The organism is Aquicoccus porphyridii (genome assembly GCF_008369105.1).
Lineage (GTDB): Bacteria > Pseudomonadota > Alphaproteobacteria > Rhodobacterales > Rhodobacteraceae > Aquicoccus > Aquicoccus porphyridii.
Genome location: NZ_VINQ01000017.1, coordinates 1 through 12,427 on the forward strand (window position 1 = coordinate 1; position 12,427 = coordinate 12,427).

The following is a 12,427-nucleotide window of genomic DNA, read 5'->3' on the forward strand; positions in this document are numbered from 1 at the left end:
CGACGACTGCGTCTCTGATTTTCATACCCAATCCTTCTTTCTGTCCACCAGTTGCTCAAAGGTACGCAGCCTACTGAAAGAAGGCAATCAGCAGCAACTCGCCAATGCTGCCATTCGTCCATGCCGCAGCATTAGTCGAAGAGGGCTCTTTTCAGGCATTCTCTGCGCGCCGTCCTAATGGCCGCTTCAGTGACACTGGCGCGCGAGACGCGCCAGGTGCAAGGCAAGCCATTCTGACAAAAAGCCAGATTCTGCGCTGTGTGGGATTTATCATCCTGTTTGAAATGGAATTTCGTTGTCTTAAAGGCAGAACGTTGTGACAATTTTCATTCCACCGGAAAGCACCAGACAGTTTTGCCTTTGGGGTCAGGGGTTTTGCCTTTGCGGCCTTTCCATCCCGCGAATGACGGCATGGCGGGTTCAAACGGGCCTCGATCTCAAGGCATTGTCCGGGGCGGCCCGGCCTATGCGTCTCCTTGGGAGCGCGCCCGCGCGCCGGGCGCCCAATCCGCCTTGTCCAGCCGCCAGAACCGCTTTTCGCTGACCCCGACGGGTGTGAAGCCGGCGCTTTCGGCGAGGCGGGCAGCGACGACATTGCCGGGCGCGGTGTCGGCCGTGAGGGCCTTCAGCGGAAAACAGGTGAACGCCCAGTCTATGATCGCTTCCGAAATCTCGATTGCAAACCGATGTCTTCCCCAGTAGCGGCGCGCAAGTTCTATCCCGAAATCCGCCGTCTCGGCCCCGGGAGTTTCCATCCTTATGCCACAGCTCCCGATCAGGCGGTCATCCTCGGCCGCATGGCATACGGCCAACTGGTAATGCGTGCGCGGGGTCTCTGCCTGCCAGTCGATGAATTTCCGGAACACGGCGCGCGCATGCTGCGCGCCACGTTCGTCCGCGGTGTGGTGGATCGCGAACCCGGGATCGGTTTGATAGCGTATGAACTCCGGTTCATCGGCGGGTGAATAATCGCGAAGATGGAAGCGATCGGTTCGGATCGGCAGGGCAGGGGGTTTGTACATTCTCGAAATATGATGCCTTTTCATGGGCTTGAAAACCCCGGTCGGCTTGATGCGGCTGCGGCACCCGTCATTGGCGCCGACAAGTGTCATCATGCCTGTCTCGATGCACAGCAATGGCTGTTGGCGGGATTGGCGCGCGGCTTTGCATCACGGCGAAAGCGTTGACTGCCTTTCGAGCCGAGGTGCGAATCGCTTTGAGCGGCCGGTATTGGCGGGGCGCGAGCCGGGTGGCAAAGGCTTGCCTTGCCCGGGCCGGGTCGCGTAACCAGTATGGAGCAGGGCCAGACGCAGGGGCGGGACATGAAACCGGAACACAGGCAGATCGCCTGCCAGACGCTTTTGCTGACAAGCGTGCCGGAGGGCGAGGTCGACCGAATCCTGTCCGAAGCGCATGTGACGCGGTTCGACCGCGGGCAGACGATCTTCCTCCAGGGTGAAACCGCGAACGCGATCTATATCGTGCTCGACGGCTGGGTCAAACTCTACCGCATCGCGGCCAACGGCGCCGAGGCGATCGTCGGGGTCTTTACCCGCGGGCGCAGCTTTGGCGAGGCGGTGGCCTTTCGCAAGGATGTCTACCCGGTTTCGGCCGAGGCGGTGACGCCCTGCACGCTGATTCGCGTCGAGGCCGACAGCTATCTGCGCGGGGTGCGCAATTCGCCCGAGACGGCAATCGCGATGCTGTCCTCGACCTTCGCGCATCTGCACAGCCTGGTGTCGCAGCTCGAGGCGATGAAGGCGCGCACCGGGGCGCAGCGGGTGGCGGAATTCCTGTGCGAACTGGCGCCATGCGACGACGGGGCCTGCGAGGTGACGCTGCCGTATGACAAGGTGCTGATCGCCGGGCGGCTGGGGATGAAGCCCGAAAGCCTGAGCCGTGCCTTTGCCAAGCTCAAGCCCGAGGGCGTGACGATCCAGCAGAACAAGGCCCGGATCGCGGATGTCGGGCGGCTGCGAACCTATGTCGAGGAAGATCCCGCGAACGCCTGGAACCGCTGAGACCCGGCCCCACCTGCTCACGGCAGGGGCGAAACGCCGATCACGGGCAGGTGCAGATACCACAGCAGCGCCCATGTCCCGATCGCCAGCGCAAGGCGGGCCACCGAAGGCCCCGACGCCGGGCGCCAACGCCCCGAGATCAGCGCGGCAAAGGGCACAAGCCCGGTGTGGCGCGCGGCGCGGTCAAACCCGTCGGCCCCCATCTCGCGCCGTCGCCGCGCCTCGACGATCCACATGCCCAGCGCCGAGAACCCGGCGAAGGTGCCGAACAGGATCGCATGGGCGAGATCGCCATTGGCCCCGAGATGCGCGCATGACCACAACAACAGCGCCCAGAGCAGCGGTTGCCGGGTGAGTCCGGCAATGCCGGGGCGGTCGGGGTCGAAATCGCCCTTGCGCCCCTCGAAGGCAAAGGGGTTGGGCGCGCCAATCGCGAAAACGGCCAGCGCCACCGCAAGCGGCATGGCGAGGTTCACCGCCCAGCGCGCCGCCAGCGTCTGATCCCACAGCGGCACGAACGGCGCGCGCCCGGCGGCCACGATCACCCAGGCCAGGAGTGCCAGCGAGGCGAGGCTGAAGAGCGCGGTATAGCCGCGCGCCCCCAGCACCCGCACCAACCCCTCTTTCACTCCCAGCGCGGCGGGAATGCGGTGCGACGCCATGAAAAGCACCATGGCGAGTGCGAATTCGATCCATCCCATCTGGTCCTGCCTTTCCCTCGCGTGTCGGTGACACCCCTATGCGCACCCCCCGCCTGTCGGTCTTAACGAAAGTCAAGGCGCGTGGCGGCAATGTCATGTTCACGTTTTCGTGCCTCACCAGCGCAACGGAGAATATGACATGACAACCCCAAATGCGAAGAAAGCAAGGACCACGGGCATTGGCCTGGGCTTTGGCTTTTCGCTGCTTCTGTCGTCGGTCGCTCAGCCGGTCTTCGGGCAGGAACTGCCGACCATGTCCGAAGACGCCTTTGAAGGTGCCAAGCAAACCTATTTCGAGCAATGCGCGGGCTGCCATGGCGTGTTGCGCAAGGGCGCAACCGGCAAGCACCTGCTGCCCGAGGTCAAGGTCAAGAACGACGACGGTACAGAAACGGTGACTGGCACGCTCAAACTCGGCCAGGACCGCCTCGAGCGGATCATCACCTGGGGCACCGAAGGCGGGATGAACAATTTCGACGGCATCCTGACGCCCGAGCAGATCACCGACCTGGCCACCTATATCCAGATCGACCCGCCGAAACCGCCGGAAATGTCGCTCGCCCAGATGAAAGAGACCCGCAAGGTCTATATCGAGCCCGAGGATTACCCGACCGAGCCGCTGCATGGCCGCAACTGGGAAAATTTCTTTGTCGTCATCGAACGTGACGTGGGCAAGGTGGCGGTGATCGACGGCGACACCAAGGAAGTGCTGGTGCATATTCCGACCGGATATGCCGTGCACGTTCTCAAGGCGTCCGAGCATCACAGCATCAACGAGCCCGAGAATCCCGGCCGCTTCTGGTACACCATGGGCCGCGACGGCAAGATGACCAAGATCGACCTGTGGCAAAAACCCGAGAACATGCTCGTCGCCGAGGTCAAGATCGCCTATGACGCCCGCGACGTGGCGGTGTCGGGCGATGGCAAATACGTCATCGGCGGGGGCTACTGGCCGCCGCATTTCGCGATCGTCGATGCCGAAACGATGGAGCCGAGAAAGGTCGTCTCGACCCGTGGCATGAACGTCGACGGCGAATATGTCGAGGAAAGCCGCGTTGCCGCGATCTATACCACCCCGCACGAACCGACATGGGTGGTCGCGATCAAGGAGCTGGGCCAGATCTGGCAGGTCGATTACAGCGATATCGACAACCTGCGGATCGACAAGATCGACAATTCCAAGTTCCTGCATGACGGGTTCTTCGACCCGACCGGCCGGTATTTCCAGATCGCGGCGAACGCCTCGAACCAGATGGTCGTGGTCGACACCAAGACCCGCAAGCTCGAAGCGACGATCGACACCAAGGCCCTGCCGCATCCCGGCCCCGGCGCCAACTGGATCGACCCGAATTGCGGCCCGGTAGGCGGCACCACGCACCTTGGCACCGGTTACGTGACCGTTTGGGGCAACGACCCGGTGAACCGTGCCGACGACGCCTGGAAGATCTGCTACGAGGTCGAAACCGACGGACCCGGGCTCTTCATCCGGACCCACCCGAACAGCGATTATGTCTGGGCCGATCAGACGCTGCATCCGGAGCCGGAAATCCAGCAATCGGTGCAGGTCATCTCGAAAGAGACTGGCGAGATCGTCAAGACGATCCAGTTGACCGAAACCGAGGGCTACGTGGCCGTTCATTTCGAGTTCAACCAGGATGGTTCGGAAGTCTGGGCCTCGGTCTGGAACCGGAAGGATTCGAAGACCGACAACGGTGAAATCGTGGTCTTCGACGCCCAGACGCTGGAAGAGAAATACCGGATCAAGGGCCTGTTTGCGCCCACCGGCAAGTTCAACGTCTACAACCGGTCGAACCACAAGACCTGAGGCCAAGCCGTGCATCGGGGGGCGGTGACAGATCGCCCTCCGTTTCATCCGCCCGCCCGGTGGCCGCACCCCCGGTGCGGAACCGCCCGTAAACTGGACAGAGCGTTATTCACATGACAGACGAAACCCAAAAGAAGCCCGGTCGCATGTGGCGCCGCTGGATCTGGTTCGGCGTGCCGATCGGCGGCGCAGCCGTGGCCTTCATCGTCGGCATCGTCTTCTGGGGCGGGTTCAACACCGCCATGGAAGCCACCAACACCAAGGAATTCTGCATCTCGTGCCACGAGATGCGCGACAACGTGTTCCTCGAATACGAACACACCATCCACCACGAGAACCGCTCGGGCGTGCAGGCCACCTGTTCGGATTGCCACGTGCCCGACCCGTGGATTCACAAGATGGTGCGCAAGGTCAAGGCATCGAAAGAGCTCTTGGGCTGGGCCACGGGCAAGATCAACACGCCCGAGAAGTTCGAGGCGCATCGCCTCACCATGGCGCGCAACGTCTGGGAAACGATGAAACAGACCGACTCGCGCGAGTGCCGCAACTGTCACACGCTCGAAAGCATGAACCCGCGGTTCCAGGCGCCGCGCGCGCGTCAGCAGCACCTGACCGCGATGGAAACCGGCCAGACCTGCATCGACTGTCACAAGGGCATCGCCCACAAGGACGTGCGCAACCTCTTGCCCGAGGACGAGCTTGAGGCACTGGAAGCGCCGAACCCCGCCCATATCAAGGAAGTGCCGACGAGTTTTACCGACGGGCTGGCCTATATCCAGAAGATCGAGGCCGAGGAGGCCGAACGCGCCGCCGCCGCCGCGAAGGCCGCCGAAGAGGCCGTCGAGGCGCGCATCGCGTCCGCGGTGCAACGCGCCATGGCCGAGGCCGAGGGCACATCGGAGGCCGCCGCCGGTGACGGGCCGGGTCGCGCGATCGACTGGTCGGCCATTCCGGTGGTCAAGGTCGGGCTGTTCTATCCCGGCCAGGCGTCGTGGGAATGGGTGCTCAACGGCAAGACCCATGGCGGCGCGCGCGCCTTTACCAAGGGCGGCGACAATTGCTCGGTCTGCCATTCCAAGGAAACACCCGCCATGGGCGCCAGGATCGTGAGCGGCGAAACCGCCGAAACCACGCCGATCTCCGGCAAGCGCGGCGCGGTCGAGCTTGACGTGCAGGCCGCCCATGACGGTGAGATGCTGTATCTGCGCATGACATGGAAAGACACGCCGCATGTGCCCGTGCCGTTCATCGAGGGCGGCAAGATGGACCCCGACAACAAGGTCAAACTGGCGATGATGGTGATGGGCGATGGCGTCGAGCACGGGGAACAGGCCGGGTGCTGGGCCAGTTGCCATATCGACAGCCGCACCATGCCCAACACGCCCGAAAGCACCGGCGATCTCGACGAGCGTCTCGGCGGTCATGGCTACGTGCAGAAATACATCCCCGAAAGCCGCACCAAGATCGAGCTGCGCGGCCGCAACCGCCCGATGGGTGGCTGGGACATGCTGCAAAGCGAAGACGACCTTGCCGCTTTCCTCGAAAACGGCACCTTCATGGACCTCACCCGCGTCGACGCCACGGGCGCGCCGCAACGCGGTTACCTGCTCGAAAGCCGTCACGAGAATGCGGGCCACCCGGTCGAGGCGCAGGCCACGCTTGATGGCGACACATGGACCATGGTCATCGCCCGCCCGCTGGCGGCGACCGGCCCCGGCGAGATCGCGATCGAACCGGGCAAGGTCTATACCGTGGGCTTCGCGCTGCATGACGATCACAGCGCCGCGCGGTTTCACCATGTCTCGCTCGATCTGCGGCTCGCGCTTGACGATGCGTCGGTCGAGTTGAACGCGACGCAACCCTGAGCTCCCTCAGGGCAGGCGGGGTTTTCCCTGCCCGCCTGCCTGCCCCCGGTCCGGCCCCTCGCAAGGGGGCCGGGCCATTTGCCATCGCTCGCCCCGACCGGGATCGAAAGGAGACCCGCCATGCGCAAGATCATTTTCGCCTGCCTTCTGCCCGTCGCGGCGCTGGCCGGTGGCGGCGCGGCCGACGAGGCCCAACCGCACCTGCAAGGTGACGGCGTGGTGATCGACGGCACGCTCTTCACCCAAGAGGACATCGACAAGGGCGCCGCGATCTTCATGCGGCGCTGCTCGCAATGCCACGGGCTCGACCGCACCAACTACAAAGCGCCATGGCTCAACGGTATCTTGGGTCGCCCCTCGGCCAGCGTCGCGGATTGGGCCTATTCCGAACCGTTTCGCGCATGGGGCGGGGTCTGGACGGTCGAGAGCCTGAGGGCGTGGCTGACTAGGCCGCAGGACATGATTCCCGAAACCGAGATGAATTTCGGCGGGTTCCGCCGCCGCACCGAGGATCGCGACAACGTCATCGCCTTCCTGGTCGCGCGCGCGCTGGCCGAAGGGATCGAAGGTGCTGACCCGGCTTCCGACTGATCCACCGCCCCCGCGCTTAACGAAAGTCAAGGTCGGCCCCGGCCCGATCGGCGACGATAAACCAACATCACATCGGGAGACAGCGATGAAAGATCTCAGCCAGGGCCGTGTGTTGCTTGTGGGGGCCGGACCGGGCGACCCCGAACTTCTGACCGTCAAGGCGCTCAGGGCGATCCAGACTGCCGATGTGGTGGTGTTCGACCGCCTCGTCAGCCCCGAGATCATGGCGCTGATCCCCGACACCACGCGGCGGATCGACGTCGGCAAATCCCCCAAATGCCACAAGCTGCCACAGGACGACATCAACGCGCTCTTGGTCGCGCTGGCCAGCGACGAGCTGATGGTGGTGCGGCTCAAGGGCGGTGATCCGCTGATCTTCGGGCGGGGCAGCGAAGAGGCGGCGGTGCTGCGCAAAGCGGGCATCGACTGCGATTACATCCCCGGCATCACCTCGGCGCAGGGGGCGTCATCCTCGACCGGCGTGCCGCTCACCCATCGCGGGCTGGCCACCGGCGTGCGCTATGTCACCGGGCACCGCGCGGCCGATGCGCGGCTCGATCTCGACTGGCCAAGCCTCGCCTGCGCCGACACCACGTTGGTGTGTTACATGAGCGCGATGAACATCGCCGAAATCGCGTTCGAACTGATGCGCCACGGCCTGCCCGCGACGACCCCGGTGCTCAGCGTCGCCTCGGCCACCACCCCGCGCGAGGCGCGCATCGTCTCGACCCTTGGCGGGATCGCCGCCGATGTCGCCATGCATCGGCCCGAAGCCCCGGTTCTCTTCATCATCGGGCGGGTCGTCTCGCTCTATGGCGCGCTGCCCGACGCGGCGGTGCTGAGGGCGCAAAACTATGCCTGATCCGCGCGCCCTGCTTGCCGCGCTCGTTCTCGCCACGGGCGCACATGCCACCGATTCTGGCCCGACCGGGGCCGAGGCGGCATGGCTCGAGCACCTGGTCATCCAGGATTGCGGCTCGTGTCACGGGCTGCGTTTCAAGGGCGGGCTGGGCAGCCCGCTCACCCCCGAGGCGCTGGCCCATCACGACGGGCCCGAAACGCTGGCCCATATCATTCTCGACGGTATCCCCGACACCGCGATGCCGCCATGGCGCGCGCTTCTGACCGAGGAACAGGCGCTGTGGATCGCCCGTTACCTGATCGACCCCGACGCCCGAGACAAGGAGTAGCCATGTCCCGCTTTCTCGTCCTCATGTCCTTTGTCCTGCTGTTCGCGGCAGGCAAATCCATCGCCGAACCGGCGATGCCCACCGGCGCGCTGGGCGTGGTGATCGAACGCGCCACCGGGTCGGTCCTCATCATCGACCGGATGCAGCACGAGGCCATCGACCGGATCGAGGGGCTGGGCGATCTGTCCCACGCCTCGGTCAACTTCTCGCCCGATGAGCGTTTTGCCTATGTGTTCGGCCGCGATGGCGGGCTGACCAAGATCGACCTCTTGGAACGCCGCATCGCCAAACGCATCATCCAGGGCGGCAACTCCATCGGCGGGGCGATCTCGGACGACGGCGCGCTGGTCGCGGTGTCGAATTACGAACCCGGTGGCATTCGGGTGTTCGACGCCGACACGCTCGACATGGTGGCCGACATCCCGGCGCAATCGAAAACCGTGGGCCTCGTCGAACTGCCCGGGCGGCGCTTTGCCTGGGCTGGGTGGGAAAGCGGCGATGCCTACATGGCCGACCTTTCGGGGCCCGAGCCGGTTGTCACCCGGCTGGGCGCGACCGGGGCCAACCCCTATGACGCGGTGCTGTCGGGTGACGGGCGGCATTTCGTGGTGGGGCTCTTCGGTGAACAGGGCCTTACGCTTTTCGACATGTGGGAGGATGCGCCGGAACCCGTCCGCTTCCTGTCGGATTACGGCAAGGAGGGCGAGGACATGCCGGTCTACAAGATGCCCCACCTTCAGGGCTGGGCCTTTACCGAGGGGCAATTCGCCCTGCCCGCCGTGGGCCGGCACGCGGTGCTCTGGGTCAACCGCGACACGCTGGCCGAGACCGCCCGCACCAAGACCCATGGCCAGCCGATCTTCGTGCTCTCGCAACCGGCCAGCCCCTATGCCTGGGTCAATTTCGCCTTGCCGCATAACGACACGCTTCAGGTGATCGACAGCCGCACCCACGCGGTGGTCGCAACCCTTAAACCCGGCGCGGCGGTGCTCCACATGGAGTTCAGCCCCCGTGGGCACGAGGTCTGGGTGTCGTCGCGCGATGACAACAAGATCATCGTCTACGACACCCACCGCCGCGCGGTGAAAGCCGAGATCCCGGCGCAAAGCCCCTCGGGCATCTTCTTCACCGCCCGCGCCCACAGAACGGGACTCTGAGCCATGACACCCCGGATCGACCCGACCGATGCGCGGCTCTTGCAAGAGTATCAGCGCGATTTCCCGCTGGTGCCCGCGCCCTTTGCCGCCATCGCCGCCGATCTGGGCCTTGCCGAAGACGACGTGCTCGACCGCCTGCGCCGCCTGCAGGGCGAGGGCAAGATCGCCCGCGTCGGTGCCACGGTGCGCCCCAATACCGCCGGGGTCTCGACGCTGGCGGCACTCGCGGTGCCCGAAACGCGGCTGGACGAGGTGGCAGCGATCGTGAGCGCGGAACCCGGCGTCAATCATGCCTATCACCGCGAGAACCGCTGGAACCTGTGGTTCGTCGCCACCGCCGCCAACCGGATCGACCTTGCGACGACGCTCGACCGGATCAGGCGGCGCAGCGGGCTCGGACTGCTTGATCTGCCGCTGGTGCGGGCCTTCAACATCGACCTCGGCTTCTGCCTTGACGGGGGGCGCCATTCCATGGGTCGCGCGCATGCGCCTGACCTGTCCGCGCTGACCGAGGGCGACCGCCCGTTACTGCATGCGCTGTCACAGGGTCTGGCGCTCGACCGCGCGCCCTTTGCTGCGCTGGGCCGTGACCTCGACCTGCGTGAGACACAGGTCATGATCCGGATTGCCACGCTCTTGCGCGCGGGCATCCTCACCCGCCTGGGCGTGATCGTGCGGCACCGCCCGCTGGGCTGGTCCTCGAACGCGATGGTGGCCTTTGATCTGCCCGACAGCCTGATCGAGGCGGCGGGCTTCGCACTCGCCCGGCATCCGGGCGTCACCCTGTGTTATCAGCGCCGCACCGCGATGGGGCTCTGGCCCTATGGCCTTTTCTGCATGATCCACGCCCGCAGCCGGTCCGAGGCGCAGGGCATCCTTGACGGCGTGCGCGCCCTCCCGAGCCTGCGCGGCACCCCGCATCAGGTCATGTTCTCGCTGCGCTGTTTCAAACAGACCGGCGCGCGCCTGACCCGGCAGGAGGACGCGGCATGAGCGACCGGGCCCGCCCCGTCCCTTTGCGCGCCGTGATCGTGGCGCACGGAAGCCCCTCGAACCCCGACCCGCAGGACCGCGCGATGCGGGCGCTGGCGGCGTCGGTCGCCCGGCACCTGCCCGGCGCGGATGTCGTGGGCGTGACGCTCGCCAGCGAGGGCCGGTTCGAGGCGGCGCTGGACAGTGCCGCAGAGGGGCAGGGCGCGCCCCTCGTCTATCCCTTCTTCATGGCGCGCGGATGGTTCACCGAAACCTTCCTGCGCCGCCGCACGGGCAACCGGCCCGGGTGGCAAATGGCACCGTTCGGGCTTGAACCCGGACTGCCCGATCTGGCGGCCGGCACCCTGCGCAAGACGCTGGCCGAACAGGCATGGGCGGCGGGGGATACGACCCTGTTCCTCGCCGCCCATGGCAGCCGTTCGAACCGCGCCAGCCGCGACAGCGCCCTGCGCGCGGCCCCGGCCATCGCAAAGATGGCGGGCATGGCCCGCGTCCGCGTCGGGTTCGTCGAGGAAGCGCCTTTTCTTGCCGAGACCGCGCGCGATCTGGGCCAGGCGATCTGCCTGCCGTTCTTTGCCCTGCCTGCCGGCCATGTCACGGAGGACATTCCCGAGGCATTGGCCGAGGCGCGTTTCGACGGGCCGGTCCTGCCGCCCTTTGTCGACCATCACGATGTCGGCGCGCTCATCGCGGCAAGCCTTGCCCGCGCGGCGCGCGCAAGGCGGGCGGCATGAACCTGCACAGCCGCAAGGGATTTCTCAGGCTCTGCGCCTGGCTCTATCCGTTCACCGCCGCGGCAGTGGCGATCAACCTCTTTCTCTTGTTCCTGATGCTTCAGGCGCTGGGCGTGCCCGCCATGCCGCCGCTGGTCGCGGTGATCGTCGCCATCCCGCTTGGCATCCCGGCCACATGGGCCGCCGCCCGCTGGGTCCGCCACCTCATCGACGAGGCCGAACGCCGCCCCGGGCACCGTGATGACGGGGCCTAGCGCCTGTTGCCAATCAGCGCCGGTTCCTTCTCACGATCTTCCATAAACCAAACAGGAACATCGCCGCGCCGATGATGAAGGTCGGGACGAAGAATTGAAGGGCCTCCCAATCACCCCAGGCGAGTGTGACGCCCCGGCATCCGGTCGTGTTCATCCCGCAGGCCAGCGCATTGAGATACCACCACGCGGCAAAAGTGATGGCGAAAATCACTGCGCCGAAGAACATCAGCAATGCGGATTTCACGATTGACCTCTCAAAGGGTTCGTTGCCTGTAATGAACCATCAAACACCGGCGCGCGCCCGGGTGTAAAGCCCATGAACGGCGACGGCACGCGGTGAAAGGTGCAAGATGAGACCTAACCCCGAAACGGCAACGCCCGGCCCAGCGTGATCTCTTGCGGTGAGATCCGGCAATCGAACACCATCACCTCGACCCCCGCCGCCCGTGCCCGCTCCAGCCCGGCGGCATAGTCGGGGTCGATATCGCCCGCGATGCCAACGCGCGCGCAGTCGGTGCGCTGCACGAGGTAGAGCATCACCGCCCGCGCCCCTGCCTGCGCCACTTTCGACAGTTCTTCGAGATGCCGCAGCCCCCGCGCGGTGCGCGCATCGGGAAACTCGGCCAGCCCCGCCTCGCGGCACAGCGTCACGGATTTCACCTCGACGTAAACATCCGGCCCCGCCCCCGAAAGCAGGAAATCGACGCGGCTTTTCTCGCCATATTTCACTTCCGGCCGCACCATCGGCGCCCTGAGCCCCGGCACCTCGCCCGCGATCAGCGCCGATTTCAGCGCCCGGTTCGGCACCGAGGTATCGACCCCGGTGAAATGGCCGTTTTCATGATCGACAAGCCGCCAGCCGTATCCGAGTTTCTTCCTCGGATCGTCATTGGGTTCCACCCAGATTTTCATGCCTTCCCCGGCCAGCCCCATCATGGAGCCCGGATTGGCACAATGCGCCACAACCTCGCGCCCGTCCTCCAGCCGTATGTCGGCCAGAAACCGTTTATAGCGCCGGATCAGCCGGGCCGGTTCAAGAGGGGTTTGAAAGCGCATGGGCTTGGGCCTATACCGACCCCACGCATCGTTCAAGTGC

General features: G+C 65.4%; 14 protein-coding genes. 10 read left to right on the forward strand and 4 right to left on the reverse strand.

Annotation, left to right across the window (positions count from 1 at the left end):
* Positions 1–464 precede the first annotated feature (464 nt).
* Positions 465–1,022 carry a GNAT family N-acetyltransferase gene (locus tag FLO80_RS17325; RefSeq protein ID WP_188078329.1) on the reverse strand — a complete coding sequence of 186 codons (558 nt, stop codon included), beginning with the start codon at positions 1,020–1,022 and terminating at the stop codon, positions 465–467.
* Between the two features lie 300 nt (positions 1,023–1,322).
* On the opposite strand from FLO80_RS17325, the gene FLO80_RS17330 reads away from it, so the two are divergent.
* Positions 1,323–2,021: a Crp/Fnr family transcriptional regulator gene (locus FLO80_RS17330; protein WP_111364657.1), complete on the forward strand. Its 699-nt coding sequence runs from the start codon at positions 1,323–1,325 to the stop codon at positions 2,019–2,021.
* Between the two features lie 17 nt (positions 2,022–2,038).
* On the opposite strand, the gene FLO80_RS17335 is transcribed toward FLO80_RS17330, so the two are convergent.
* A complete protein-coding gene (locus FLO80_RS17335; protein WP_111364660.1) occupies positions 2,039–2,722 on the reverse strand; it encodes an NnrU family protein in 684 nt (227 codons plus the stop codon).
* A 139-nt stretch (positions 2,723–2,861) separates the two neighbouring features.
* Between FLO80_RS17335 and FLO80_RS17340 the strand changes: the two genes are divergently transcribed.
* The 9 genes from FLO80_RS17340 (at position 2,862) to FLO80_RS17380 (ending at position 11,331) form a co-directional block, all read left to right on the forward strand.
* Complete coding sequence (locus FLO80_RS17340) at positions 2,862–4,547, forward strand: cytochrome D1 domain-containing protein (RefSeq protein WP_111364663.1); 1,686 nt, start codon at positions 2,862–2,864, stop codon at positions 4,545–4,547.
* Positions 4,548–4,660: 113 nt separating this feature from the next.
* Positions 4,661–6,412: a NapC/NirT family cytochrome c gene (locus FLO80_RS17345; protein WP_111364666.1), complete on the forward strand. Its 1,752-nt coding sequence runs from the start codon at positions 4,661–4,663 to the stop codon at positions 6,410–6,412.
* Between the two features lie 120 nt (positions 6,413–6,532).
* Positions 6,533–7,003, forward strand: a complete 471-nt coding sequence (locus FLO80_RS17350; protein WP_111364669.1) for a c-type cytochrome — start codon at positions 6,533–6,535, stop codon at positions 7,001–7,003.
* Between the two features lie 85 nt (positions 7,004–7,088).
* Positions 7,089–7,865, forward strand: a complete 777-nt coding sequence (gene cobA, locus FLO80_RS17355) for a uroporphyrinogen-III C-methyltransferase (RefSeq protein ID WP_111364672.1) — start codon at positions 7,089–7,091, stop codon at positions 7,863–7,865.
* Positions 7,858–8,193 carry a c-type cytochrome gene (locus FLO80_RS17360; RefSeq protein ID WP_111364675.1) on the forward strand — a complete coding sequence of 112 codons (336 nt, stop codon included), beginning with the start codon at positions 7,858–7,860 and terminating at the stop codon, positions 8,191–8,193. Before cobA ends, FLO80_RS17360 begins: the two co-directional genes overlap by 8 nt.
* A gap of 2 nt (positions 8,194–8,195) precedes the next feature.
* The gene (locus FLO80_RS17365) at positions 8,196–9,350 is read left to right on the forward strand and encodes a cytochrome D1 domain-containing protein (RefSeq protein ID WP_111364678.1); all 1,155 of its coding nucleotides are present in this window, start codon (positions 8,196–8,198) and stop codon (positions 9,348–9,350) included.
* 3 nt (positions 9,351–9,353) lie between these two features.
* On the forward strand, positions 9,354–10,343 hold the full coding sequence (ahbB, locus tag FLO80_RS17370; protein WP_111364680.1) for a siroheme decarboxylase subunit beta: 990 nt from the start codon (positions 9,354–9,356) through the stop codon (positions 10,341–10,343).
* On the forward strand, positions 10,340–11,077 hold the full coding sequence (locus tag FLO80_RS17375; protein ID WP_111364683.1) for a CbiX/SirB N-terminal domain-containing protein: 738 nt from the start codon (positions 10,340–10,342) through the stop codon (positions 11,075–11,077). The genes ahbB and FLO80_RS17375 overlap by 4 nt, the downstream gene beginning before the upstream one ends.
* Positions 11,074–11,331 carry a hypothetical protein gene (locus FLO80_RS17380; RefSeq protein ID WP_111364686.1) on the forward strand — a complete coding sequence of 86 codons (258 nt, stop codon included), beginning with the start codon at positions 11,074–11,076 and terminating at the stop codon, positions 11,329–11,331. The genes FLO80_RS17375 and FLO80_RS17380 overlap by 4 nt, the downstream gene beginning before the upstream one ends.
* A 13-nt stretch (positions 11,332–11,344) precedes the next feature.
* Here FLO80_RS17380 and FLO80_RS17385 read toward each other — a convergent pair whose 3' ends face one another.
* Positions 11,345–11,563, reverse strand: a complete 219-nt coding sequence (locus FLO80_RS17385) for a hypothetical protein (RefSeq protein WP_146611023.1) — start codon at positions 11,561–11,563, stop codon at positions 11,345–11,347.
* A gap of 125 nt (positions 11,564–11,688) precedes the next feature.
* Positions 11,689–12,387, reverse strand: coding sequence for a DNA/RNA nuclease SfsA (sfsA, locus tag FLO80_RS17390; RefSeq protein WP_111364691.1), 699 nt, complete (start codon positions 12,385–12,387; stop codon positions 11,689–11,691).
* Positions 12,388–12,427: the final 40 nt, after the last annotated feature.